The 23,717-nt window shown below is 61.1% G+C and carries 22 protein-coding genes; 6 read left to right on the top strand and 16 right to left on the bottom strand.

Going from position 1 to position 23,717, the window contains the following annotated elements:
- Nucleotides 1-34 precede the first annotated feature (34 nt).
- From JBE38_RS09310 to JBE38_RS09265, 10 genes are all read right to left on the bottom strand, one after another.
- Nucleotides 35-1,222 carry an ATP phosphoribosyltransferase regulatory subunit gene (locus JBE38_RS09310; protein WP_060755101.1) on the bottom strand — a complete coding sequence of 396 codons (1,188 nt, stop codon included), beginning with the start codon at nucleotides 1,220-1,222 and terminating at the stop codon, nucleotides 35-37.
- Nucleotides 1,223-1,515: 293 nt separating this feature from the next.
- Nucleotides 1,516-2,382 carry a protease modulator HflC gene (gene hflC / locus JBE38_RS09305; protein WP_060755102.1) on the bottom strand — a complete coding sequence of 289 codons (867 nt, stop codon included), beginning with the start codon at nucleotides 2,380-2,382 and terminating at the stop codon, nucleotides 1,516-1,518.
- On the bottom strand, nucleotides 2,382-3,557 hold the full coding sequence (gene hflK / locus JBE38_RS09300; RefSeq protein ID WP_090367136.1) for an FtsH protease activity modulator HflK: 1,176 nt from the start codon (nucleotides 3,555-3,557) through the stop codon (nucleotides 2,382-2,384). Before hflK ends, hflC begins: the two co-directional genes overlap by 1 nt.
- A gap of 96 nt (nucleotides 3,558-3,653) precedes the next feature.
- Nucleotides 3,654-4,955 (bottom strand): ribosome rescue GTPase HflX, encoded by a 1,302-nt coding sequence (gene hflX, locus JBE38_RS09295; RefSeq protein WP_090367139.1) that lies wholly within the window; start codon nucleotides 4,953-4,955, stop codon nucleotides 3,654-3,656.
- 12 nt (nucleotides 4,956-4,967) lie between these two features.
- Nucleotides 4,968-5,228: an RNA chaperone Hfq gene (hfq, locus tag JBE38_RS09290; RefSeq protein WP_126851502.1), complete on the bottom strand. Its 261-nt coding sequence runs from the start codon at nucleotides 5,226-5,228 to the stop codon at nucleotides 4,968-4,970.
- Between the two features lie 94 nt (nucleotides 5,229-5,322).
- Nucleotides 5,323-6,294 (bottom strand): tRNA (adenosine(37)-N6)-dimethylallyltransferase MiaA, encoded by a 972-nt coding sequence (gene miaA, locus JBE38_RS09285; RefSeq protein ID WP_060755105.1) that lies wholly within the window; start codon nucleotides 6,292-6,294, stop codon nucleotides 5,323-5,325.
- On the bottom strand, nucleotides 6,294-8,207 hold the full coding sequence (gene mutL, locus JBE38_RS09280; protein ID WP_060755106.1) for a DNA mismatch repair endonuclease MutL: 1,914 nt from the start codon (nucleotides 8,205-8,207) through the stop codon (nucleotides 6,294-6,296). The genes miaA and mutL overlap by 1 nt, the downstream gene beginning before the upstream one ends.
- Nucleotides 8,207-9,628 carry an N-acetylmuramoyl-L-alanine amidase gene (locus tag JBE38_RS09275; RefSeq protein WP_205344174.1) on the bottom strand — a complete coding sequence of 474 codons (1,422 nt, stop codon included), beginning with the start codon at nucleotides 9,626-9,628 and terminating at the stop codon, nucleotides 8,207-8,209. The genes mutL and JBE38_RS09275 overlap by 1 nt, the downstream gene beginning before the upstream one ends.
- A 15-nt stretch (nucleotides 9,629-9,643) precedes the next feature.
- Nucleotides 9,644-10,114: a tRNA (adenosine(37)-N6)-threonylcarbamoyltransferase complex ATPase subunit type 1 TsaE gene (gene tsaE, locus JBE38_RS09270; protein ID WP_090367145.1), complete on the bottom strand. Its 471-nt coding sequence runs from the start codon at nucleotides 10,112-10,114 to the stop codon at nucleotides 9,644-9,646.
- The gene (locus JBE38_RS09265; protein ID WP_090367148.1) at nucleotides 10,102-10,962 is read right to left on the bottom strand and encodes an NAD(P)H-hydrate dehydratase; all 861 of its coding nucleotides are present in this window, start codon (nucleotides 10,960-10,962) and stop codon (nucleotides 10,102-10,104) included. The genes tsaE and JBE38_RS09265 overlap by 13 nt, the downstream gene beginning before the upstream one ends.
- Nucleotides 10,963-11,025: 63 nt before the next feature.
- Between JBE38_RS09265 and queG the strand changes: the two genes are divergently transcribed.
- Nucleotides 11,026-12,108 (top strand): tRNA epoxyqueuosine(34) reductase QueG, encoded by a 1,083-nt coding sequence (queG, locus tag JBE38_RS09260; protein ID WP_060755110.1) that lies wholly within the window; start codon nucleotides 11,026-11,028, stop codon nucleotides 12,106-12,108.
- Here queG and JBE38_RS09255 read toward each other — a convergent pair.
- The gene (locus JBE38_RS09255) at nucleotides 12,087-12,701 is read right to left on the bottom strand and encodes a trimeric intracellular cation channel family protein (RefSeq protein WP_060755111.1); all 615 of its coding nucleotides are present in this window, start codon (nucleotides 12,699-12,701) and stop codon (nucleotides 12,087-12,089) included. The two genes, queG and JBE38_RS09255, sit on opposite strands and share 22 nt — an antisense overlap.
- A gap of 16 nt (nucleotides 12,702-12,717) precedes the next feature.
- The gene (gene orn, locus JBE38_RS09250; RefSeq protein ID WP_034105723.1) at nucleotides 12,718-13,260 is read right to left on the bottom strand and encodes an oligoribonuclease; all 543 of its coding nucleotides are present in this window, start codon (nucleotides 13,258-13,260) and stop codon (nucleotides 12,718-12,720) included.
- Between the two features lie 108 nt (nucleotides 13,261-13,368).
- Between orn and rsgA the strand changes: the two genes are divergently transcribed.
- Nucleotides 13,369-14,400 (top strand): small ribosomal subunit biogenesis GTPase RsgA, encoded by a 1,032-nt coding sequence (rsgA, locus tag JBE38_RS09245; protein ID WP_205344173.1) that lies wholly within the window; start codon nucleotides 13,369-13,371, stop codon nucleotides 14,398-14,400.
- 49 nt (nucleotides 14,401-14,449) lie between these two features.
- Here rsgA and motB read toward each other — a convergent pair whose 3' ends face one another.
- Both motB and motA read right to left on the bottom strand, forming a co-directional pair.
- Nucleotides 14,450-15,472, bottom strand: coding sequence for a flagellar motor protein MotB (gene motB, locus JBE38_RS09240; protein WP_090367151.1), 1,023 nt, complete (start codon nucleotides 15,470-15,472; stop codon nucleotides 14,450-14,452).
- Nucleotides 15,473-15,475: 3 nt separating this feature from the next.
- Nucleotides 15,476-16,327: a flagellar motor stator protein MotA gene (gene motA, locus JBE38_RS09235; protein ID WP_060755115.1), complete on the bottom strand. Its 852-nt coding sequence runs from the start codon at nucleotides 16,325-16,327 to the stop codon at nucleotides 15,476-15,478.
- A gap of 167 nt (nucleotides 16,328-16,494) precedes the next feature.
- Here motA and JBE38_RS09230 point away from each other — a divergent pair, with 167 nt between their 5' ends.
- The 3 genes from JBE38_RS09230 to asd are packed head-to-tail and all read left to right on the top strand — an operon-like array spanning nucleotide 16,495 to nucleotide 19,780.
- The gene (locus tag JBE38_RS09230) at nucleotides 16,495-18,030 is read left to right on the top strand and encodes an HDOD domain-containing protein (RefSeq protein WP_205344172.1); all 1,536 of its coding nucleotides are present in this window, start codon (nucleotides 16,495-16,497) and stop codon (nucleotides 18,028-18,030) included.
- Nucleotides 18,031-18,087: 57 nt separating this feature from the next.
- Nucleotides 18,088-18,903 carry a thiosulfate sulfurtransferase gene (gene rhdA / locus JBE38_RS09225; RefSeq protein ID WP_090367155.1) on the top strand — a complete coding sequence of 272 codons (816 nt, stop codon included), beginning with the start codon at nucleotides 18,088-18,090 and terminating at the stop codon, nucleotides 18,901-18,903.
- Between the two features lie 16 nt (nucleotides 18,904-18,919).
- Nucleotides 18,920-19,780, top strand: coding sequence for an archaetidylserine decarboxylase (asd, locus tag JBE38_RS09220; protein ID WP_205344171.1), 861 nt, complete (start codon nucleotides 18,920-18,922; stop codon nucleotides 19,778-19,780).
- Between the two features lie 138 nt (nucleotides 19,781-19,918).
- Here the strand turns inward: asd and serB are convergent, their stop codons facing one another.
- Nucleotides 19,919-21,133, bottom strand: a complete 1,215-nt coding sequence (gene serB / locus JBE38_RS09215; protein WP_090367158.1) for a phosphoserine phosphatase SerB — start codon at nucleotides 21,131-21,133, stop codon at nucleotides 19,919-19,921.
- A gap of 133 nt (nucleotides 21,134-21,266) precedes the next feature.
- Between serB and JBE38_RS09210 the strand changes: the two genes are divergently transcribed.
- Complete coding sequence (locus tag JBE38_RS09210; protein ID WP_060755120.1) at nucleotides 21,267-22,796, top strand: HAMP domain-containing protein; 1,530 nt, start codon at nucleotides 21,267-21,269, stop codon at nucleotides 22,794-22,796.
- 191 nt (nucleotides 22,797-22,987) lie between these two features.
- Here JBE38_RS09210 and JBE38_RS09205 read toward each other — a convergent pair whose 3' ends face one another.
- The gene (locus tag JBE38_RS09205) at nucleotides 22,988-23,698 is read right to left on the bottom strand and encodes a PqiC family protein (protein ID WP_205344170.1); all 711 of its coding nucleotides are present in this window, start codon (nucleotides 23,696-23,698) and stop codon (nucleotides 22,988-22,990) included.
- Between the last annotated feature and the right edge of the window lie 19 nt (nucleotides 23,699-23,717).

The raw sequence follows: 23,717 nt of genomic DNA, 5'->3' as shown, positions 1-23,717 counted from the left end.
CAAACTTGGTGCCGGCAATAGCCGGCAGGAAAACTCAAGAAGCCAGTGGCGATACTTGCCAAAGCCCGTTCTGCAGAATCAATTGCCGGTCACAGTCCGCTTCACGGGCGGCGGCCAATGGCTGCCCAGGCAACGCCTGGACGACACGCTGACCCTCACCGCGCAACTGGCAAACCTGCTGCCAGAGTGCTGCGTCCGTACTGTCGGGCATCCAGATGCCACCAGACGGCAGCTCGACCTCAGCACGCCCCAGGGTCACCAGGGTTTTCAAATCGGTAGAAAAGCCAGTCGCCGGGCGGGCTCGACCGAAGTCGGCGCCAATGTCGTCATAACGACCACCCTGGGCGATGGCCTGGCCAACACCCGGGACAAATACGGCGAACACTACACCGGTGTGGTAGTGGTAGCCGCGCAATTCACCCAGGTCGAAGTACAGCGGCAACTGCGGGAAGCGCGCCGACAACTGCTCGGCAATTGCCAGCACGTCGTCCAGTGCAGCCAGTACGGGCGCCGGCGCATTGGCCAGGCGCTCACGCGCAGCCACCAGCACTTCACGGCCACCGCACAGGTTCACCAGCGCACGCAGCATGTCGGCCAGGTCGGCAGGCACGCCAGCGGTCAGGGCAATGACTTCATCGATAGCCTTGCGTTGCAGGGCATCGAACAACTGTTGTTCCACTTCACCGGACAAACCGGCCGCACGGGCCAGGCCACGGTAGATACCGACATGCCCCAGGTCCATGTGGACATCCGGCACATCAGCCAGTTGCAGCATGGCCAGCATCAAGCTGATCACTTCAACGTCGCTGCTTGGGCTGGCATCGCCGTACAACTCGGCACCCAGCTGGATCGGGCTGCGGGAAGACGACAAGGCACGAGGCTGCGCATGCAGCACGCTACCGGCGTAACACAGACGGCTCGGGCCTTCGCGACGCAGGGTGTGCGCATCGATACGCGCCACTTGCGGCGTGATGTCGGCACGGAAACCCATTTGCCGGCCTGATTGCGGGTCGATGACCTTGAAGGTGCGCAAATCCAGGTCCTGGCCCGCGCCGGTCAGCAGGGATTCCAGGTACTCGATATGAGGGGTGACGACAAACTCGTAACCCCAGCTCTGGAACAGATCCAACACCTGGCGACGCGCTACTTCAATGCGCGCAGCTTCCGGTGGCAGTACTTCTTCGATGCCATCTGGCAGCAGCCAGCGGTCTACCGTTGCCATTACGCCATTCCCCTATGATCCGGGCGGCCAGCCCTCGGCCGAGCCTTGAGTGAAGCAGAAAATACCCGCCGCCTGCATAAACCACGCGCAAGAGCGACGTGACGATCGGCCTGCCAGCGGCCTCGTCGGGCACTTTCCTCGAAAAACCTGTCACGCCTGCCGAATCAAACATGCAGACGCAAAAAAGCCGGGAATTTCCCGGCTGCCGCATCATACACCCGTTTTCTGAAAGGATCACCCCGCCAGGCGTTTTAGCCGCCCGACGGAGTAAGTCCTACACAGCAACGCGCTGATTACTTGGCTTTTTCCAGGTAGCGGAAGAACTCGCTACTTGGGTCCAGCACCATGACGTCGGTTTTGTTTGCGAAGCTTTCACGGTAGGCACGCAGGCTACGGTAGAACGCGTAGAACTCCTGGTCCTGCCCATAGGCCTTGGCGTAGATCGCCGCGGCTTGAGCGTCGCCATCACCGCGGGCCTCTTCAGACTCGCGATAGGCTTCCGCCAACAGTACACGGCGCTGACGGTCGGCATCCGCACGGATACCTTCGGCCAACTCGTTACCCTTGGCACGGTGCTCGCGGGCTTCACGCTCACGCTCGGTGCTCATGCGCTCGAACACGCTGCGGTTCACTTCCTTCGGCAGATCGATGGCCTTGACCCGAACATCGATCACTTCAATGCCCAGCTCTTTTTCCGCCATCGTGTTCAACGAGCGCGTGATATCAGCCATCAGCGCATCACGTTCACCGGACACCACCTCGTGCAGGGTGCGCTTACCAAACTGGTCACGCAGGCCCGATTCCAGGCGGCGCGACAAACGCTCGTCGGCAATCTGCTTGAGGCCGGAGGTCGCAGTGTAGAAACGCTCGGCATCCTTGACGCGCCACTTGGCATAGGCGTCAACCATCACGGCTTTCTTTTCCAGGGTCAGGAAGCGTTGCGTCGGTGCATCCAGGGTCATCAGGCGGGCGTCGAACTTGCGCACCTGGTTGACGTAAGGAACCTTCACATGCAGACCTGGCTGGACGTCCGCCTGCACCACGCGACCGAATTGCAGCAACACCGCACGCTCGGTCTGAGACACGATGTAGAAGCAGTTCCAGGCAGCGATGACCACGACGACGCCCACAATCAGGGCGGTCAGCGATTTATTGCTCATCAACGACTCTCCCTGGTACGTGTTTGCTGTTGCAGCAAGTCAGCGGCCGAACGGGCGCTCGCTTCGTTGGCAGCAGCCGTCGAACCGGTAGACGGCGCGTTGGTGCCGCTACGGCCACCTTCGATCATCTTGTCCAGCGGCAGGTACAACAGGTTGTTCTGCCCACCTTTGTTGCCGGTCACGAGAACCTTGCTGGTGTTGCTGAAGACTTCCTGCATGGTGTCCAGGTACAGACGCTCACGCGTGACTTCCGGAGCCTTGCGGTACTCGGCAACCAGCTTGGTAAAGCGATCTGCCTCACCCTTGGCGCGGGAAACCACTTCGTCACGGTAACCGTTGGCATCCTCAAGGATACGCTGGGCCTGACCACGGGCTTCCGGCACGACGCCATTGGCATAGGTTTCAGCCTGGTTGCGCGAACGCTGCTCGTCTTCACGGGCGCGGATCACGTCGTCAAAGGCTTCCTGCACTTCACGCGGTGCCGCTGCGCTCTGCACGTTCACCTGAGTGACGGTGATACCGGTGCGATAGGTATCGAGGAACCGTTGCAGGCGCTCCTTGATTTCGCTGGCCATCAACTCACGCCCTTCGGTCAGCACCTGGTCCATCGCAGTGGACCCCACCACATGGCGCAGGGCGCTTTCGGTTGCGTGCTGCAGGCTGATCTCAGGCTGGTCGACGTTCAGCACGAAGTCCTGCAGGTTGCTGATCTTGTACTGCACGGTCAGCGGCACTTCGACGATGTTCTCGTCTTCGGTCAGCATCTGGCCCTGCTTGGTGTAGGCACGCTCACGCGTGACGTTCTCCATGTACTTCTTGTCGATCGGCGGGAAGTAGATATTCAGGCCCGGCCCTACCGTCTCGTAGTACTTGCCGAAGCGCAGCACGACGGCCTGCTCCTGCTCGTCGACTACGTAGACCGCGCTGTACAGCCATACGGCCGCCAGCACGACAAGACCCAGGCCCAGCAGGCCATAGCCGCCACCCTTGCTTGTGCGACCGCCGTCGTCACCACCACTTTTTTTCCCACCACCGAACAACCCATTCAGGCTTTCCTGCAGCTTTCGGAAGGCCTCGTCGAGATCCGGCGGCCCCTTGCGGTCGCCATTATTGCGGCGCTTACCACCCCAAGGATCCTGATTATTCGAGTTGCCACCCGGCTCATTCCAAGCCATAGCGCTCTCCATCTGATAAAGCAAAGACGCGCCCACGGCGCGCCGACCAATGCTACAGAATGCCTGCTACTGCGACACAACCGCTTTCTCAGGCTTTTATTGCAAAGTGTGTTGTTCGATGAACTCCGCCGGTACGACGCCTTCACGGCTGACCAGCCGATTCAGTTCCGAGCGCGGCAATCGAACGGCCAGCAAGCTGACACCTTCGTCGTCATGTTCTTCTTTCTGCACTGCGCCCAACTCGAAAAACTGTGCACGCAGTCGAGCAAAACGCTGCGGCAAGCGCAAGGTGCCGATAAACAAATCGCTGCCCAACAGCTCGGCAATAGCTTGTTCGAGTAATTCCAAACCACTGCCATCACGCGCTGACAGCCATACCCGCTGGGGCTTGCCGTTCTCGTCGCGTTGAATTTGTGGCTCTACGCCTTCAAGCAAATCGAGTTTGTTATAGACCTCGAGGATCGGCAAGTCCTGTGCACCAATCTCGCCCAGTACCAACATCACCTGTTCAATCTGCAACATGCGATCCGGTTCGGCCGCATCGATCACGTGCAACAACAGATCCGAGTTGCTCGACTCTTCGAGCGTAGACCGAAACGCTTCGACCAGCTTGTGGGGCAAGTGACGAATAAAGCCCACCGTATCCGCCAGGACAATCGGCCCCAGGTCATCCAGGTCCAGACGGCGCAAGGTCGGGTCGAGGGTGGCGAACAGTTGGTCGGCCGCGTATACGTCGGACTTCGTCACGTTATTGAACAGCGTGGATTTACCGGCGTTGGTGTAGCCCACCAGGGAAACGGTAGGAATATCCGCACGGGAACGGCCACGGCGCGACTGTTCGCGCTGGCTACGCACTTTCTCCAGGCGGCCCTTGATCTGGCGCAGGCGAACCCGCAACAGGCGTCGGTCGGTTTCAAGCTGGGTTTCACCCGGGCCGCGCATACCGATACCACCACCCTGGCGTTCAAGGTGAGTCCAGCCGCGAACCAGCCGGGTGCTCATGTGGTCAAGCTGGGCCAGTTCAACCTGGAGCTTGCCTTCATGGGTACGGGCGCGCTGGGCAAAGATATCGAGAATCAGACCGGTACGGTCGATCACGCGACACTCGAAGACACGTTCGAGGTTACGTTCCTGACTGGGTGTGAGGACGTGATTGAAGATCACCAGATCGGCTTCTTCGGCGTGCACCAGGTCGCGCAGCTCCTCGACCTTGCCGCTGCCAATCAGGAATTTGGCGGTTGGCCGATGACGCGGCACGTTAAAAAACGCAACGGTCTCGGCGCCGGCCGAATTTGCCAACTCCTGAAACTCCTGCGGATCTTCGCGCGCCTCAGGGTCCTGTCCATCCAAGTGAACGAGGATGACTCGCTCACCACCACCGTGGCGCTCAAAGAACAAAGGAGACTCCTATCAGGCGTTACCTGGCTCAGCGTCAGCTGCATCTTCACCAACTGCGCTAGGCAGACGGATTGGACGAACTGGAACAACTGTCGAGATAGCGTGCTTGTAGACCATCTGGCTGACGGTGTTCTTCAGCAGGATCACGAACTGGTCGAACGATTCGATCGTACCTTGCAGTTTGATACCGTTCACCAGGTAGATGGAAACCCCCACTTTCTCTTTACGTAAAGTATTCAAGTAAGGGTCTTGTAGCGAATGCCCTTTTGACATGTGTCGCACTCCTATAAGGATCAATAATAAAAAAGCGGAAAATAGATAGCTTATGGCCGTCACACCCCCAAGGATAGACGGCAATTGCAAGGACTCAGCTCAATATGGAGACCGTTCCCAAGTATTTCAAGGCGCGTGACAGATTGTCGCTGTCCAGGCTGTCCAACCAGTGCAAATCGCTCCAGCTGCGCAGCCAGGTGAACTGGCGTTTGGCCAATTGGCGCGTGGCGATGATGCCGCGCTCCTGCATTTCGGCCCACGTCAGCTTGCCATCCAGATGATCCCAGACTTGGCGATAGCCTACAGCACGTATGGAAGGTAGCCCGGAATGCAGGTCACCTCTTGAACGCAGTGCTACGACCTCGTCCACAAACCCCTGTTCCAACATAATTGTGAATCTTTGTGCAATTCGTTCATGCAGCACCTGGCGATTTGCCGGAGCAATCGCCAGATTCGCCACAGTATAGGGCAATTGTGACTGTCCAGATGCGTCTGCATCAGCACTTTGCGCAGTTTGTTTCAGCCTGTGTTCAGTCATGGTCTGGCCGCTCACACGCCAGACTTCCAGGGCGCGTGTGAGGCGCTGGGGGTCATTGGGGTGAATGCGCGCGGCAGAGACCGGGTCAACCGCCGCCAACTGATCGTGCAGCGCTTGCCAACCAAGGCGTGCAGCCTCCTCTTCAAGCTCGGCGCGCACCTGGGCATCAGCCGGCGGCATATCCGCCAGGCCTTCCTGCAAAGCCTTGTAGTAGAGCATCGTACCGCCCACCAGCAGCGGAATATTGCCCCGCGCGGTGATCTCAGCCATGGCAGCCAGAGCGTCGGTACGGAAATCCGCCGCAGAATAGCTTTCGGCCGGGTCGATAATGTCGATCAACCGGTGCGGATATTGGGCCAATAGCGCTTTTGAGGGCTTGGCCGTACCGATGTCCATGTCCCGGTAAACCAGGGCAGAGTCGACACTGATCAGCTCGCACGGCAACACTTTGGTCAGCTCGATGGCCAGGTCGGTCTTGCCGGCTGCCGTGGGGCCCATCAGGAAGATGGCGGGGGGCAAGGCACTCATCAACGGCCGCGCAGGAACAGTTTGTCCAGATCGTCCAGGCCCATCTGGGTCCAGGTCGGTCGGCCATGGTTGCATTGCCCGCTGCGCTCGGTGTTTTCCATGTCGCGCAGCAGCCCGTTCATTTCCGGCAGGGCCAGGCGGCGATTGGCGCGGATGGCGCCATGACAGGCCATAGTGCCAAGCAGCTCATTGATGTGCGCCTGGATACGATCGCTGGTGCCGTACTCCATCAGGTCCGCCAGCACATCAGCGACCAGGCGGTTGGCTTCAGCCTGCTTGAGCAGCGCAGGAATCTGGCGGATCGCCAGGGTTTCCGGCCCAAGGCGCTGCAATTCGAAGCCCAGTTTCTGGAACACGCCGTGATGCTCTTCGGCGCAATCGGCTTCCCGCTGGCTGACCGCCAGAGACTCGGGCACCAACAGCGGCTGGCCGCTGAGACCTTCGCTGGCCATGGCGATCTTCAAGCGCTCGTACATGATCCGCTCATGGGCGGCATGCATATCGACCAGCACCAGGCCGTGGGCGTTTTCCGCCAGGATGTAGATGCCTTTGAGTTGCGCCAACGCATAACCCAGCGGTGGAATATCCCCCCCACCCTCCGGCAACGCAACGGCGCCCGGCTCGGCACCCGGCAATGGCGCAAAAAACTCGCGATAAGCCGCCTTGGCCTCCGCCACCGGCACTGTCGACTGCGGACGCGGGGTGTATTGGTACTGATAACCCGCGCCCGAACCGGAACCCGGCGCGGTGTATGACGGCTGTGGTTGCGGCGATTGCAACAAATTGGCCGCCAGGCTCATTTCGCCCTGTGGGCCGAACTCGCCGGCCTCCGGACCGCTCGGCCGTACCACCGCCGTCACGATCGGCGCAGACAACTGATCATCCGGCCGCACATCGCCCAAGGCACGGTGCAACGTGCCATAGAGGAAGTCATGCACCATGCGCCCGTCACGAAAACGCACTTCATGCTTGGTCGGATGCACGTTGACGTCGACCACTGACGGGTCGACCTCAAAAAACAGCACAAACGTGGGGTGCCGCCCATTGAACAGAACGTCGCGATACGCCTGGCGCACCGCATGGGCCACCAACTTATCGCGTACTGCACGACCATTCACGAAGAAATACTGCAGGTCCGCCTGACTACGGGAGAACGTCGGCAACCCGACCCAACCCCACAGGCGCAAGCCATTGCGCTCGATCTCAATCGGCAGTGCCTGCTCCAGGAAACCCGACCCGCAAACAGCGGCCACACGCCGTGCACGGGCAGCGTCGTCATTGGCTTCATGCAGGCTGAGGATGGTCTTGCCGTTGTGGCGCAGATGAAAAGCCACGTCGAAACGGGCCAACGCCAAGCGCTTGATGACTTCCTGCAGGTGATCGAATTCGGTTTTTTCAGCCTTGAGGAACTTGCGGCGCGCCGGGGTATTGAAGAACAAGTCGCGCACTTCCACCGAAGTGCCCACCGGGTGCGCAGCCGGCTGGACACGAGGCGCCATGTCACGGCCTTCGGTTTCTACCTGCCAGGCCTGGTCGGCACCACGGGTCCGCGAGGTCAGGGTCAGGCGGGCCACGGAGCTGATGGAGGCCAAGGCCTCACCGCGAAAACCCAGGCTCATCACCCGCTCAAGGTCTTCCAGATCGCGAATCTTGCTGGTGGCGTGACGCGCCAGAGCCAGCGGCAGGTCATCGGAGGAGATGCCGCTACCGTCGTCGCGCACGCGCAGGAGCTTGACGCCGCCCTGCTCCACATCGACATCGATACGCTTGGCGCCTGAGTCGATACTGTTCTCCAGCAGCTCCTTGATCACCGACGCCGGACGCTCAACCACTTCGCCCGCGGCAATCTGGTTGGCCAGGCGCGGGCTGAGCAGTTCGATGCGTGCGCCGCTGTTCAACTGTGATTCGCTCATTACTGCGCCGCCAATTCAGTGCCGGGAATGGTCAATACCTGGCCGACTTTCAATTCATCGGTTTTCAGGCCATTGGCACTGCGCAACGTGGCAGGCGAAACCTGGAAGCGCACGGCCAGCATGGCCAGGGTGTCGCCGGGCTGCACGCGGTGGTCACGCGGGCCCTGGGCGATTTTCCCGGAGTCGCGCAGCCAGGCAATGTAAGTGCCCGGCGGCGGGTTCTGCTGGAAGAACTGGCGGATACCGGCGCTGATCGAACGCGCCAGCGCCTGCTGGTGGCTGGTACTGGCCAGCTTGGAGGCTTCGTTGGAATTGGAGATAAAGCCGGTTTCCACCAGGATCGACGGGATATCCGGCGACTTCAACACCATGAACCCAGCCTGCTCGACACGCTGCTTGTGCAGCGAAGTGACCCGGCCGATATTGCTCAGCACTTTCTGGCCGACATTCAGGCTGGAAGTCAGCGAAGCAGTCATCGACAGGTCGAGCAGCACGCCGGCGAGCATTTTGTCCTTGTCATCCAGAGACACGTTGCCGGCCCCGCCGATCAAGTCGGAACGGTTTTCGCTGTCGGCCAGCCAACGGGCAGTCTCGGAAGTCGCGCCGCGATCGGACAGGGCGAACACCGAGGCGCCGAAGGCGGCGGACGAGGGTGCGGCGTCGGCGTGGATCGACACAAACAGGTCGGCGCCTTTCTTGCGGGCGATTTCCGTACGGCCGCGCAATGGAATGAAGTAGTCACCGGTACGGGTCAGCTCGGCGCGATAGCCTTTCATCGCGCTGACCTGACGCTGCAGCTCACGGGCGATGGCCAATACCACGTCTTTTTCATGCTGGCCGCGCGAGCCGGATGCGCCCGGGTCTTCGCCACCATGGCCGGCATCGATCACCACAATAATGTCACGCTTGCCCGGCGGGGCCGGTGGGGGTGGCGGCAACTTGACCTGCGGCTGCGACGGGTTGACCGGCACGGCCGGTACCGTGGCAACACTCGGGGTCGGCACGGGCGTCGGGTTGGCATCGGCGGCATTGTCGAACAGATCGACCACCAGCCGGTTGCCGTACTGGGCATTCGGCGCCAGGGAGAAGCTTTTCGGGGTCACGGCCTTTTTCAGATCGATAACCACACGCAGATCGGTCGGCGTACGCTGGGCCGAGCGCATGGCGGTAATCGGGGTGTTGGCGGTGGACACCTTGAGCGGCGCGGCCAGGGACGCACCATTGATGTCGATCACCAGGCGATCGGGCGCCGTCAGGGTAAAGACACTGTGCTGGACCGGGCCAGACAGGTCGAACACCAGTCGCGTGTTATCCGGCGCTCGCCACAGGCGAACACTTTTCACCTGCGAAGCAGCCAGAGCATTGACAGTCATTGCCGCAAGCAATACCCCTACGACAGCAACCAACGCGCGAAAGCGCATACCTAACCCCACCAATTATTTGAATTCCAATGCCAAAGCAGCGCACCAGGACTGGCCGCGCACGCTTTGGGGCAACAACTTCAACTGACGTCCTGATTCATGCGGCGTAATGGTAATGGTCAGGTCCGGCTTTGGCAAAAAGCCTGTGCCTTTATCTGGCCACTCGATCAGGCACAACGCGTCTTCGTCGAAATAATCCCGGATGCCCATGTACTCCAGCTCTTCGGGATCGACCAGGCGATAAAGGTCGAAATGGAAAGCTCGCACCTGGCCAATTTCGTAGGGCTCTACCAGCGTGAACGTCGGGCTTTTAACCGCGCCAGTGTGGCCCAAGCCACGAATGATGCCGCGCGAGAGCGTGGTTTTGCCCGCCCCCAGGTCACCCTCAAGAAAAATCAGCCCGGTGCCCGCCGTCACTTGGGCGATACGATGGCCGAAGGCGACCATTGCGTCTTCATCTGCCAGAAACAGGGTTACTTCAGACACGGCGATTGCTCCTCCAGCAATTGACGAATGGCAGGAATCAGGTCACTGGCAGCCAGCCCGCGACCCAGTATGCCTTGGCGCTCTCCCGCCGCAGCGTGCAGCCACACGGCCAGACAGCCCGCCTCATAGGCCAGCATACCTTGAGCCAGCAGGGCGCCGACCAAGCCCGCCAGGACATCACCCAGCCCCGCCGTGGCCATCGCCGGATGACCACGATCACAGCGGGAAACCCGACCGTCCGGGCTGGCAATCAAACTGCCAGCACCCTTGAGGATAGCGACTGCATTGAATTTCTGGCTTAAAGCGCGCGCCACCTTAAGACGCTCGGCCTGAACCTCGGCTGTCGTGAGCCCCAACAAACGCGCCGCTTCGCCAGGGTGCGGGGTGATGACCGAGCCAACCGGCAAACTGACACCGCCCTTGGCCAGTTGATTCAACGCATCCGCATCCCAGACTTGCGGCTGCCGGGCGTTGGCGGCAGCCGACAGCAGGCTTTTGCCCCAGGATGCCTCACCCAGGCCAGGGCCAATGACAATCACCGAGATTTTTTCCAGCAACCCCATCAATTGGTTAGCCGAACTGACGCCGACGGTCATGACCTCCGGCAAGCGCGCCAGCGCCGCCGGCACATGCTCCGCCCGCGTCGCCAGGGACACCATGCCGGCACCACTGCGCAAGGCGCTTTCGGTACTCAGCAGCGCAGCACCGCCAAAGCCGTGGTCACCGCCGATGACCAGCAGGTGGCCGAACAAGCTTTTATGGGCCTGCGGAGGACGCGCAGCCAGTTGCGGCAAATGGCCGGGCAACAAAGGCTGAACGTCGGTTATTTCGTGTTTTGTCTGCGGCATGCGTCTTCAAGCTCCGATGTCTGGCAGAATTATACGCATCTCACCCGTGGTTTCCCGTGTCTCATGCCTGCTATTACCTCCGATCTGCCCGCCCTCGCCCAATCGATCAAAGACTGGGGCCGCGAACTGGGCTTTCAACAAGTCGGCATCAGCGGCCTGGACCTGGCCGAGCATGAACAGCACCTGCAACGCTGGCTCGCCGCGGGTTATCACGGCGAGATGGAGTACATGGGCGCCCATGGCAGCAAGCGCTCCCACCCGGATGAGCTGGTTCCGGGCACCTTGCGTGTGGTCTCGCTGCGCATGGACTACCTGCCCGGCGACACGCAAATGGCGCAATTGCTGGCCCAACCGGAAAAAGCCTATATCTCGCGCTATGCCCTGGGTCGTGACTATCACAAGCTGATCCGCAAGCGCGTACAGCAACTGGCCGAGCGCATTCAGGCACAGATCGGCCCGTTTGGCTTTCGCGCCTTCGTGGACAGCGCGCCCGTGCTGGAAAAAGCCATCGCCGAACAAGCCGGGTTGGGCTGGATCGGCAAGAACACCCTGGTACTCAACCGCAAGGCCGGCAGCTACTTCTTCCTGAGTGAACTGTTTGTCGACTTGCCACTGCCGGTGGACGCCCCCCATGACACCGAACACTGCGGCCGCTGCACCGCGTGCCTGGACATCTGCCCGACCAATGCCTTCGTCGGCCCCTATGTGCTGGACGCCCGACGCTGCATTTCCTACCTGACCATCGAACTCAAGAGCGCGATCCCTGAAGACCTGCGCCCGCTGATCGGCAATCGCGTGTTCGGCTGCGATGACTGCCAGATCGTTTGCCCGTGGAATCGTTTCGCCCGGCCTACCGCCGAGGGTGATTTCAAGCCACGCCACAACCTGGATAACGCCGAACTGGCCGAGCTGTTCATGTGGGACGAGGATAAATTCCTCAGCAGCACCGAGGGCTCACCGCTACGTCGCGCCGGTTACGAGCGCTGGCTACGCAACCTGGCAGTGGGCCTGGGCAACGCGCCGTCGAGCATCCCGGTGCTGGAGGCGTTGAAGGCACGCCGGGATTATCCGTCGGAACTGGTACGCGAACACGTCGAGTGGGCGCTGAACCAGCACGCTGGGCGTCAGTGCACGTCGTCGTTGTAGACGAACTTGGGCATTTCCCAGTGGAAACGGATCGCCAGCAACCGCAATAGAAAGCCGCTGAACAGCGTCAGCAAAATCGCTTGCTCGCTGGGCAGCTCCAGATACAGGCACAGCATGTAGAACCACGCGGCGAGGAACGAAACGCTGGCGTATAGCTCACGGCGGAAGATCAAGGGAATGTCGTTGCAGAAGATATCCCGCAGGATGCCGCCAAACACCCCGGTGATCACGCCACTGACCACAGCCACCAGCATGCCGTGGCCCATTTCCAGGGCGGTCATGCAGCCGATCAAGGTAAACGCCACCAGCCCCACGGCGTCCAGCGCCAGGAACAGCGAGCGCAGATGGCGCATCAGCGGTGCGATAAAGATCGTCACCAGTGCGGCAACCGACGTCAGCACCAGGTATTCCGGGTGCTTGACCCACGTCAGCGGGTAATGCCCCAGCAACACATCGCGCACCGAACCACCGCCCAGGGCGGTGACGCAGGCGATCAGCACCACGCCAAACCAGTCCATGCCACGGCGCCCGGCGGACAGCGCGCCGGTCATGGCTTCGGCCGTGATGGCGATGAGGTAAAGCATAAGCAGCATGAAGCAGTCCTTATCATCAAGCCTTGATGAAATGCTTGCGGTAGTGCTGCAACTCGGCAATCGACTCGCGAATATCATCCAGTGCCAAGTGCGTGCTGCCTTTGTGGAAGCTGTCTTTGACTTCCGGCGCCCAGCGTGCGGCCAGCTCTTTCAAGGTGGACACATCCAGGTTGCGGTAATGGAAGTAGCTTTCCAGCGCCTTCATGTGGGTATAAAGGAAGCGGCGGTCCTGGCAGATACTGTTGCCGCAGATCGGTGACTTGCCCTTGGGCACCCACTTCTCCAGGAAGGCGATGGTCTGGGCCTCGGCTTCGGCCATACTGATACGGCTGTCGCGCACCCGCTGGGTCAGGCCGGAGTTACCGTGGGTGCGGGTATTCCACTCGTCCATGGTGGCCAACACTGCATCACTGTGATGGATGGCAATCACCGGACCTTCGGCCAGGGTGTTGAGGTTGCTGTCGGTGACAATGGTCGCCATCTCGATGATGACGTCGGTGTCGGGGTTCAGACCGGTCATTTCCAGATCGATCCAAATCAGGTTCTGTGGGTTTTGCATGGCTTGATTCTCTTGGCACCTTGGCGTGGCTGCGCAGTTTAGCAGGCGGGGGCATGCTAGACTCGCGACCGTTTCACCTATCCTTTGCATTATCGACACGGAACACCAATGGCCAAACGCCAGCTCAATCGCCGCCAAAACTGGCGCATCGAAAAGATTCAGGGTGAACGCGCCGCTCGCGCCGCCAAACGTGAATCCTCCGCCGTGGAAGCGCTCGAAGGCGGCGACCTGGGCCCCGAACAAACGGGCCTGGTGATCGCGCACTTCGGTGTGCAGGTCGAGGTCGAGGCGCTGGAAGGCGAACTCGCCGGCCAGGTTTTCCGCTGCCACTTGCGCGCCAACCTGCCTGCGCTGGTCACCGGCGACCAGGTTGTGTGGCGTGCCGCCAACCAGGGCATCGGCGTAATCGTCGCCCAGTTGCCACGCACCACCGAACTGCGCCGCCCGGACAGCCGTGGCCAGCTCAAGCCGGTAGCCGCCAACGTCGACATGATCGTGATTGTGTTCGCGCCGCTGCCCGAGCCCCATGCCAACCTGATCGACCGCTATCTGGTGGCCGCCGAACATGCCGGCATTCGCCCGCTGTTGCTGCTGAACAAATTCGACCTGATCGACGAGCAAAACGCGCCGGCGCTCAACGCATTGCTGGCGGTCTACCGCACCTTGGGTTACCCGGTGCTGGAAGTCTCGGCGCATCACGGCAATGGCATGGAACAGTTGCAACAGCAGCTGGACGGGCGCATCAGCGTGTTCGTCGGCCAGTCGGGCGTAGGCAAGTCATCACTGGTCAACAGCCTGCTGCCTGAAGTCGAGACCCGCGTGGGGCCGCTGTCGGAGCTGTCCGGCCAGGGCACCCACACCACCACCACCGCGCGACTGTTCCACTTCCCCGGTGGCGGTGAGCTGATCGACTCCCCGGGCATCCGGGAATTCGGCCTCGGCCATGTCAGCCGCAGCGATGTGGAAGCAGGCTTCATCGAATTCAACGACCTGATCGGCACCTGCCGCTTCCGCGACTGCAAACACGACCGTGAGCCGGGCTGTGCGTTGCTCAAGGCCCTGGAAGATGGTCGTGTGCAGCAGCAACGGATGAACAGCTATCGGTCGATCATTGCGAGTTTGCCGGAGAACAGTTACTAACCTGCACCAACGAAAAGGCCGCGATCATCGCGGCCTTTTTGCATGGTGATTACGACTTGGGTGCAGGCACCGTAGGATCCTTCACTCCACCATCATCAAACAGGTTCAGCTTCTGCCGTAGCTCATGGGCCGGCAATGGCTCCTGCCCGGGAGGAATGGCGTTCGGGTCAGCCGGGACTTCCCCTGGCGCGCCTTCGCCAGGTTTCGGTACCGCAGGCGCCGCACTGTGATCACCCTCGATCGCGCGCTGGGCCTTTTTGGTCAGCACCACGATATCGATCCGGCGGTTGACCGGGTTGAACGGGTCTGCGGGATCAAACAATTGCGACGAAGCAAAACCCACCACTCGCGCGACTTGCGGGTCCGGATAGCTGCCCGCCACCAGCGCACGACGAGCAGCGTTGGCGCGGTTGGCCGAGAGTTCCCAGTTGCCGAAGTCGCCCTGGCCTGCATAGGGCTTGGCGTCGGTGTGGCCGCTGATGCTGATCTTGTTCGGCACCGCCTTGATGGTGTCGGCCATGGCCAGCAGGATATCTTCGAAGTACGGCTTCAAGCGGGCACTGCCGGAGTCGAACATCGGCCGGTTAGCGGCGTCGGTGATCTGGATACGCAGGCCCTCGGGCGTGATCTCGAAGGAGATCTGATCCTTGAACTTCAACAGTTGCGGGTTTTCTTCGACCTTGGTCTGCAACTCCTTGAGCAACAGTTCCAGGCGCTCCTGCTCGACTTGCTCAGCCATGGCCTCGACCGTGTCGCGCTCGACGGGGATTTTTTCCTGGGGGGCCTCGGTCTTGACCTCGGGGTTGATCGTGCGCTCAGGCGCCAACTGCGGCGAACCGCCGAGGTCGATCACAAAAGGCGTACCGCTTTCCGAGAAGCCAATGGGGTCTTTGAAGTAACCGGCAATGGCGATCTTCTGTTCCGGCGTGGCGGTAGACATCAGCCACAGAACCAGGAAGAACGCCATCATCGCCGTCGCAAAGTCGGCGAAGGCGATTTTCCAGGCGCCGCCGTGGTGCCCCGCAGCGAAGCGCTTGACGCGCTTGATGATTATCGGCTGGTTGTTTTCCATGGCTTAGCGACCGCGAACCGCTTGTTCCAGCTCGGCGAAGCTTGGGCGATGTTTCGGGTACAGCACCTTGCGACCGAACTCCACCGCCAACGATGGCGGCATGCCGGAGGCCGAAGCGACCAGGCACGCCTTGATCGCTTCATAGAGGTTGATCTCTTCCTTGGCATCATGCGCCAGGGAAGTCGCCAGCGGGCCAAAGAAACCGTAGGCCGCGAGAATACCGAAGAATGTCCCCACCAACGCCGCACCCACGTGCATGCCGATGGCCTTCTGGTCGCCATCGCCCAGGGACGCCATGGTCACCACGATACCGAGTACCGCCGCAACAATACCGAAGCCCGGCATGCCGTCGGCAATGCCGGTGACAGCGTGGGAGGGGTGTTCCAGTTCTTCCTTGAGGCTGAACAGCTCCATGTCGAACAGGCCTTCCAACTCGTGGGGGGCCATGTTGCCGGAAGACATGATGCGCAGGTAATCGCAGATATAGGCGGTCATACGCTCGTCTTTGAGCACGGCCGGGTACTTGGCGAAAATCGGGCTGGCCGCCGCATCTTCGATGTCGGCCTCGATGGCCATCATCCCCTCGCGGCGACTCTTGTTGAGGATCTCGTAGACCAGGCCCAGCACTTCCAGATAGAAGGTGTGGGAAAAGCGTGAACCGAACATGCTCAGGGATTTTTTGACCACATGCATGGTCATGTACCCAGGGTTGGCTTGCAGGAATGCACCGAATGCCGCCCCGCCGATGATCATCACTTCGAAAGGCTGGATCAACGCGGCAATTTTACCGTGGGAAAGGACGTAACCGCCGAGCACGCTCGCGAGGACGACGATGATGCCGATAATTTTAGCCATAGGAGATGGGTACTTGCGCCGTCGGGTTCATGGACATAGTGGGTGTAGCAGAAAAACTCTTGTTCTACTTATCGGCAAAACTGCGCCAGACTATAGCCCGTTAAGGCGAAAAGCCAATTCGGCCCATTCCGGGCGTGTTGAATGCATGTGATGACCGCGCCCCAACCATGGCTAATGAAACGACAGTCCCAACTGCAAAACCGACCACCCTCGCCGCTTGGATCAAGCGCCTGGATGATGTGCTGCTGCCCATTCCCCAAGCCAGCCACGAGCGCGTGTGCAAAGCCATTCGCGATAGCCGCAGTTCATTGCGAGATATTGCCGAGCTGATGCAAGACAGCCCGGCGTTGGTACTCAGCGTGATGCGCGAGGCCAACAGCCACACCCACGGCAGCCTCGCGGCCCCTGCGGAAAACCTCGAAGTGGCGCTCAACCGCCTCGGCCTCAAGCGTGCCGAAGAATTACTGGCGCGCCTACCCTCGGTGCCGGCCAATGAAATCCCCGTGGCCTTGCGCCAACTGCTGCTGGTGAGCCTGCACGCATCGCAGCAAGCCAACGGTTTATTCGGCAGTCGCCTGGCGCGCTTGTGGCAAGACATTCACTGGGGCAGCCTGCTGTTTTTATCGCCGCTTTGGCCGATGGCCGTCACCTACCCCAAGCTCCTGGAAGAATGGGAATTGCGGGTGATCCACAAGGGCCAGCCGGCACGCCAGGTCGAGCAGGAATTGTTCGGCGTGCGGCTGCTGGATTTGTGCCTTGGCTTGACCGAAGCGTGGCACTTGCCGATCTGGGTGTCCCAGGGCTACAACCTGCTGCTGAGCGAACAACGCTTGCTGGTCAAGGCGCTGCATATCGCCCGCGAGGAAGATGAACTGCGCCACCAGCAGTTGCTCGACGCCGAACCCAACCTGCGCCGTTGGTTGAACCAGCCGGCCAATACGGTGCTGCTGGCTAACGGCCTGGCAATGTCGGCCCAGGAGTCCTGGACCTGCCCGCATACCGAACGCTGGCAATATCTGACTGCGCTCTACCTGCAAGCCCCCCTGGGCGACGTGCAGCAGCAAGCCCACCAGCAAGCGGTGACCAGCGCCCGCCATACCCTGATGCCCGACCTCTGGCACCCGGCCTTGTCGCTGATCTGGCCGTGGCATGTACAGAAGGTCCATCGCGGCTTGCTGCCCGCACCACCGCCCACCGCCGAAGCCTTGGCCGTATGGCGCAAGCGCTGTACCGAGTTGCTGGTTGAACCGAGCCGGTTTGCCAACGCCATGCACCTGACCACTTGCGCCAAAGAAGCATTGGTGGCAAGCGGCATGCAACGGGTGCTGCTGTTCATGGCCGACCGCGCCTTGAGTACCTTGCGCGTGCATCAAGCCGAAGGTTTGCCCAAAGACGCCGCGAACCTGAGCCTGGACGTGGTCAACAGCACGCTGCTGCAACGGCTTTTGGAAAAGTCCGCGCAGGTGCGTCTCACACCCGACAACCACGCACAGTTCTCTGCGCTGCTGCCGCCAGTGCTGCGTCGCCTGTTTACCGGCGAACACCTGTTGTTGCGCTCCCTGAGCTGCAACGGCCGAGTGGTCATGCTGATGGTCGCCGACCAGGGCGGCGGACCGTTCTCGGAAACCACGGTGCAGGCCTTCGGCAAAACAGCGCAATGCGTCGAGAAAGCACTGCACAGCTTTACCAACCGCAGCACTTGATGCTTGCGCTACAATCGCCGTCCTTTATCGCCAACATTTGTGCCCAGGAGACCTCACATGCCTGACTTCTCTGGCTTGCCGCTGGTGATCGAACCCGGCGACCTGCTCGGTCGACTGGATGCCGAACACCTGATTCTGGTGGACCTCACCAGCGCCGCCCGCTACGCCGAGGGTCATATCCCAGGCGCGCATTTCGTTGACCCCAAGCGCACCCAGTTGGGCCAGCCACCGGCTCCCGGCTTGCTGCCGAGCAAAGCCGACCTGCAAAAGCTGTTCGGCGAACTGGGCCACACCCCGAACGCAACCTACGTGGTCTACGACGACGAAGGCGGTGGCTGGGCCGGACGTTTTATCTGGATGCTCGACGTGATCGGCCACCAGAAATACCACTACCTGGACGGTGGCCTGCTCGCATGGCTGGAAGGCCAGCACCCGCTTTCCACCGAGGTACCCGCCCCCGTCGGTGGCCCGGTCAGCCTGACCTTGCACGACGGCCCTACCGCCACCCGCGAATACCTGCAAAGCCGTCTCGGCGCGGCTGACCTGGGCATCTGGGACGCACGCGGACCGCTGGAATATTCCGGCGAGAAAGTCCTCGCCGCCAAGGGCGGTCACATTCCCGGCGCGGTGAACTTCGAATGGACTGCCGGCATGGACAAGGCACGCAACCTGCGCATCCGTCGTGACATGCCGCAGATCCTCGAAGACCTCGGGCTGACCCGCGACAAAGAAATCATCACCCACTGCCAGACTCACCATCGCTCTGGCTTCACCTACCTGGTGGCCAAGGCGCTCGGTTATCCGCGAGTCAAAGGTTATGCCGGTTCCTGGGGCGAATGGGGCAACCACCCCGACACCCCCGTTGAGATTTAAGGTTTAAGGACAGTCAATGAAAAAGCAGTTATTCATCCTCAGCCAGTACCTGTTGCCGCACCACTTGCTGTCGCGCCTGGCCGGGTGCATTGCCGAGTGTCGCGTGCGCTGGTTCAAGAATGCCTTCACCCGCTGGTTTGCCAAGCGCTATCAAGTGGACATGTCCCAGGCCCTGGTTGAAGACCTGACCGCCTACGAGCACTTCAATGCCTTCTTCACCCGCGCGCTGAAAGACGGTGCTCGCCCGCTGGATCAAACCCCAGGCGCAGTGCTCAGCCCTGCCGATGGCGCGGTCAGCCAGCTTGGCCCTATCGAACACGGCCGCGTGTTCCAGGCCAAGGGCCACAGCTTCAGCGTGGTGGAACTGTTGGGTGGTGATACAGCGGTTGCTGCGCCGTTCATGGGCGGCGATTTCGCCACGATCTACCTGTCGCCCAAAGACTACCACCGCGTGCACATGCCCCTGGCCGGTACGTTGCGTGAGATGGTGTATGTGCCCGGGCGGATTTTCTCGGTGAACCAGACCACGGCTGAAAACGTGCCGGAGCTGTTTGCGCGTAACGAGCGTGTTGTCTGCCTGTTCGACACCGAACGCGGCCCGATGGCGGTAGTGCTGGTGGGTGCAATGATCGTGGCGTCGATTGAAACCGTGTGGGCAGGCCTGGTGACACCACCGAAACGCGAGCTGAAAACCTTCCGCTACGACGAAGCCGCGCGTGCGCCGATTCACTTGGAGAAAGGTGCGGAGCTGGGCCGCTTCAAGCTGGGTTCGACCGCCATCGTGCTGTTCGGGCCGGATCAGGTGAAGTGGGCTGAAGAACTGGTGGCAGGTTCGCCGGTGCAGATGGGCCAGGGTATTGGTTCACCTAAAGCCTGACCTGAAGCCGACGAAAATCAAATGTGAGAGGGGGCTTGCTCCCGATAGCATCAGTCAGTACATCTGTTGACTGAATCACCGCTATCGGGAGCAAGCCCCCTCCCACATTTTTGCTTGTATTCCTACAGTGAGAGCCGCTTAGAGCTGACCATCGCGGTCGCGAAAGCCCAGTAGATACAACACGCCATCCAACCCCAGGGTCGAAATCGCCTGCTTGGCCGATTGCTTGACCAGCGGCTTGGCGCGGAACGCCACACCCAACCCGGCAATCGCCAGCATCGGCAAGTCATTGGCGCCGTCGCCGACCGCAATGGTCTGCTCCAGGCGCAAACCTTCCTTATGGGCCAATTCCTTCAGCAGGTCGGCCTTGCGCTGCGCATCGACAATCGGCTCTACCGCCACGCCGGTCACCTTGCCATCCACCACTTCCAATTCGTTGGCGAACACATAGTCGATACCCAGCTTGGCCTGCAGTTGCTTGGCAAAGTAGGTGAAGCCGCCGGACAGGATCGCGGTTTTGTAACCCAGGCGCTTGAGTTCAGCGAACAGGGTTTCAGCGCCTTCGGTCAATCGCAGCGAAGCACCGATCGAATCCAGCACGCTCACGTCCAGCCCCTTGAGCAGCGCCAGACGCTCCTTGAAACTGGCACGGAAATCCAGCTCGCCGGCCATGGCGCGCTCGGTAATCTCGGAGACCTGCTCGCCCACACCGGCGGCCTTGGCCAACTCGTCAATCACTTCGGCCTCGATCAGCGTGGAGTCCATGTCGAACACCGCCAGGCGACGATTGCGGCGGAACAGCGAATCTTCCTGGAAGGCGATGTCGACATTCAGCGCCTGGGCCACGCTCAGGAATTCGGCGCGTAATGCCTGCGGGTCAGCCGGCTCGCCGCGCACAGAGAACTCGATGCAGCCCTTGCCTTTGTCGGCTGGCGTGTCCAGGGGCATACGACCCGACAGACGGTCGATGTGGTCGATATTCAAACCATACTGGGCAGTGATCGAACTGACGCGCTGCAATTGTTCAGCCGTCACCTTGCGGGTCAACAGGGTCACGATGTGGCGTTTTTTGCCCTGACCGTCGACCCAATGCTGGTAGTCCTCTTCGGACACGGGGGTGAATCGCACCTGTTGATCGAGCTTGTATGCCGTAAACAGGATGTCCTTGAGTACCGAGGACGCCTGCTCGGTGCTCGGGATTTCGACAAGGATGCCGAAGGACAAGGTGTCGTGGATCACCGCCTGACCGATGTCGAGAATGTTCACACCACCCTGGGCCAGCACGCCGGTAATGGCTGCGGTGAGACCCGGGCGGTCTTCACCGGTGATGTTTATCAGGACAATTTCGCGCAAAGCGCACCCCCAGGCTGGAAAAAAACCGCATTCTACCCACTTTCAGTGACCATCGGGCACAGCCAGCGCTTTGCCGGCCCTAGGGCTATCGCTATACTGCGCGTCAACTTCACGGACCAAGAGCCGAGCGCAAGTGAACCGGCCCACGCCAGTAAAAACCGATAACTTCTTCCTGCTGATCTTCCGGGCACTGCGCCACCGCCGTGTGCCGATCGCATTACGCATCGCCAGCCATAACGTGATCCTGGTCGCCCTGGCCTTGGTGATCTACGCCTGTGTGATGGGTTTGCAGTTCAAGCAGGCCATGCACGAACAAGCTGACGCGCTGGGCGCGAGCCTGACAACCCAGACCGCCACGTCGGCGACTGAGTTGCTGGTGTCCAACGACATCCTCAGCCTGAACGTGCTGCTCAATAACCTGACCAAGAACCCGCTGGTGGCTCACGCCGCTATCTACAGCGTGGATAACCGGATCATGGCCGAAGCCGGGCAGCGCCCGAAAAACGGCCTGCTGGGTGAGGCCGAGGGTCTGTACCAGAGCAACATCACGTTCCAGGACGTGAAGGCCGGCCAGTTGCGTATCAGCCTGGATATGCAGCAATTCCAGCAGCCGATGACCATCAGCCTGCAAAGCATGGGCATTCTCAGCGCGATCCTGTTGGCACTGGCCCTGGCCTTGAGCTTGCGCCTGGGTCGGCATATCTCCACGCCGCTGATGCAGTTGCGCATCTGGCTGCGGGATATCGACGAACATACCCCGGCCACCGACCGCCAGGACGAAATCGGCGATCTCGCCCGCCAGCTTCACGCCAGCTTCGCCCCGGAGCCGGTGGTGCGCGAACCTGAGCCGGAACCCGAGCCCGAATACAACGAGGCCGATGAGCCCGAGTTTGAAGTACGCGACCTGCGCGACCCAGGCTTTGATGACAGCGCCCCGGTAGCCGGGCTGAAGGCAACGGCGCGCCACGTGGTCAAGGCTGAAGAAGACGAACTGGACGACGAAGACCCGTTCGCCGACTTGCGCGACACGTCGGCCGCTGCGCCAGTCATGGCCCCCAAGCCGGTCCCCGTGAAGAACGCCGAGCCCCAGCACAGCGCGGTATTGGCGGTACAACTGGGTGCCCAGGACCAACTGCGTCGCCTGCCCCGCGCCCGCCTGACGGAATTGCTCGAACGCTACCGTGACTGCCTCGACCAGGCCGCCTCGCTGTATCAAAGCGAGTTGCACACCCTGAACGATGGCAGCACCTTGATGCTGTTCCACAGCGAAGACAGTGGCGAAGACTATCTGACCAACGCCATCTGCTGCGGTGAGCTGCTGCGCGCCCTGGGCCATGCCCTGCAAATCGAAGTGGCGGACAGCGGCATTACCTTGCAACTGCAACTGGGCCTGACCGTCGGCGACGACCTGTTCGGCATGAGCCAGATCGACTTGCTGTTGACCGAGATCGCCCAGGATGCGCTGGCCTTGTCCCAACACAGCCGCAATTTGCTGCTGGTGGAGCGCAAGATCAGCGAAGACGCCTTGATTCGCCAGCGCGCACGTATCCGTCCAATCGCCAGCCCCGAAGGTGCAAGCTGCGTGGAACGCCTGATGGAGCCATACCCGTCGATGCTCGAACGGCAGTTGGCGCGGATGCATGAGACCCGCACCAAGCCTTGAAACACGGCGGTGCGGGCTTGTGTGGGAGGGGGCTTGCTCCCGATAGCGGTGGGTCAGCAGCCAATTTGTAGCTGAACCACCGCTATCGGGAGCAAGCCCCCTCCCACAGTTGATCTTCAGCGCCACTCAAATCCGGCGCACACAAAAAGGCCCGCTGAATCAGCGGGCCTTTTTTGTATCTGCGGTTCGGCTTAGAACCTGAACACTTCCATGTCCGTACGAATCGGCGTGGCCATCGGCATCTTCGGCTTTTCCGGGGCCGCCGGCTTGGCATGTACCGGCGCTGGTTTGCGCGGCGCTTCGGCGACCGCCGGCTGATTGGCCAATGGCTTGATCGCTACCGACAACTGCTGCGCCAAATGCTGCAACAACACGCCTTGGGCCTGGACCTGGGACGCGGTGGTGCCGGCGTGTTCTTCCTGCAGGTGCACGATGCGGTTATCACGCACCTGGCCACGGCGATCGATCAAGCGCCACTGGGCATCCAGGATTGCCGGCTGCGAAGCCCCGGAATCGAGCCGGGTGATGGTCAGCAACACCTGCACATCCGGCGTAAACCCGGTTGGCGCAGGTGCCAGCACTACACGCTGGCTATCCAATTGACCGGCTACCTGACGCAGCATCAACTGATTGATATCGGACGACAAACTGCCCGCCCAACGCCCATCGGTGGAACCTTGCAGGCTGCCGTCGTTCTGACGTTGTAGCAGGGTCTCGCGTTGCAGGTAATCGGCAACGACCACCGGGCCCAGCAATACGGCCATGCCGGCCGCTTGGGCAGGCTGAGCCGGACTTCCGCTGTCCAGCTGGTACAGCGACACCGGTTGGTGCGTGCTGCAACCCGCCAACCCCAGGAGGCCAGCGAGCATTAAAAATAGAGGAAGGCGTGGAGCAGTCATCATCCCATCCAGGTGGCTGCCA

The sequence above is a fragment of the Pseudomonas sp. ICBG1301 genome (assembly GCF_016918385.1).
GTDB lineage: Bacteria > Pseudomonadota > Gammaproteobacteria > Pseudomonadales > Pseudomonadaceae > Aquipseudomonas > Aquipseudomonas palleroniana.
This window is presented reverse-complemented; position numbering and strand designations above follow the sequence as displayed.

Excerpts from the sequence above, each read along its gene's own strand:
- JBE38_RS09310 (WP_060755101.1), bottom strand. The coding sequence starts at position 1,222 with ATGGCAACGGTAGACCGCTGGCTGCTGCCAGATGGCATCGAAGAAGTA.
- hflC (WP_060755102.1), bottom strand. The coding sequence starts at position 2,382 with ATGAGCAATAAATCGCTGACCGCCCTGATTGTGGGCGTCGTCGTGGTC.
- hflK (WP_090367136.1), bottom strand. The coding sequence starts at position 3,557 with ATGGCTTGGAATGAGCCGGGTGGCAACTCGAATAATCAGGATCCTTGG.
- hfq (WP_126851502.1), bottom strand. The coding sequence starts at position 5,228 with ATGTCAAAAGGGCATTCGCTACAAGACCCTTACTTGAATACTTTACGT.
- miaA (WP_060755105.1), bottom strand. The coding sequence starts at position 6,294 with ATGAGTGCCTTGCCCCCCGCCATCTTCCTGATGGGCCCCACGGCAGCC.
- mutL (WP_060755106.1), bottom strand. The coding sequence starts at position 8,207 with ATGAGCGAATCACAGTTGAACAGCGGCGCACGCATCGAACTGCTCAGC.
- JBE38_RS09275 (WP_205344174.1), bottom strand. The coding sequence starts at position 9,628 with ATGCGCTTTCGCGCGTTGGTTGCTGTCGTAGGGGTATTGCTTGCGGCA.
- JBE38_RS09265 (WP_090367148.1), bottom strand. The coding sequence starts at position 10,962 with ATGCCGCAGACAAAACACGAAATAACCGACGTTCAGCCTTTGTTGCCC.
- queG (WP_060755110.1), top strand. The coding sequence starts at position 11,026 with ATGCCTGCTATTACCTCCGATCTGCCCGCCCTCGCCCAATCGATCAAA.
- JBE38_RS09255 (WP_060755111.1), bottom strand. The coding sequence starts at position 12,701 with ATGCTGCTTATGCTTTACCTCATCGCCATCACGGCCGAAGCCATGACC.
- orn (WP_034105723.1), bottom strand. The coding sequence starts at position 13,260 with ATGCAAAACCCACAGAACCTGATTTGGATCGATCTGGAAATGACCGGT.
- rsgA (WP_205344173.1), top strand. The coding sequence starts at position 13,369 with ATGGCCAAACGCCAGCTCAATCGCCGCCAAAACTGGCGCATCGAAAAG.
- motB (WP_090367151.1), bottom strand. The coding sequence starts at position 15,472 with ATGGAAAACAACCAGCCGATAATCATCAAGCGCGTCAAGCGCTTCGCT.
- motA (WP_060755115.1), bottom strand. The coding sequence starts at position 16,327 with ATGGCTAAAATTATCGGCATCATCGTCGTCCTCGCGAGCGTGCTCGGC.
- JBE38_RS09230 (WP_205344172.1), top strand. The coding sequence starts at position 16,495 with ATGGCTAATGAAACGACAGTCCCAACTGCAAAACCGACCACCCTCGCC.
- rhdA (WP_090367155.1), top strand. The coding sequence starts at position 18,088 with ATGCCTGACTTCTCTGGCTTGCCGCTGGTGATCGAACCCGGCGACCTG.
- asd (WP_205344171.1), top strand. The coding sequence starts at position 18,920 with ATGAAAAAGCAGTTATTCATCCTCAGCCAGTACCTGTTGCCGCACCAC.
- JBE38_RS09205 (WP_205344170.1), bottom strand. The coding sequence starts at position 23,698 with ATGATGACTGCTCCACGCCTTCCTCTATTTTTAATGCTCGCTGGCCTC.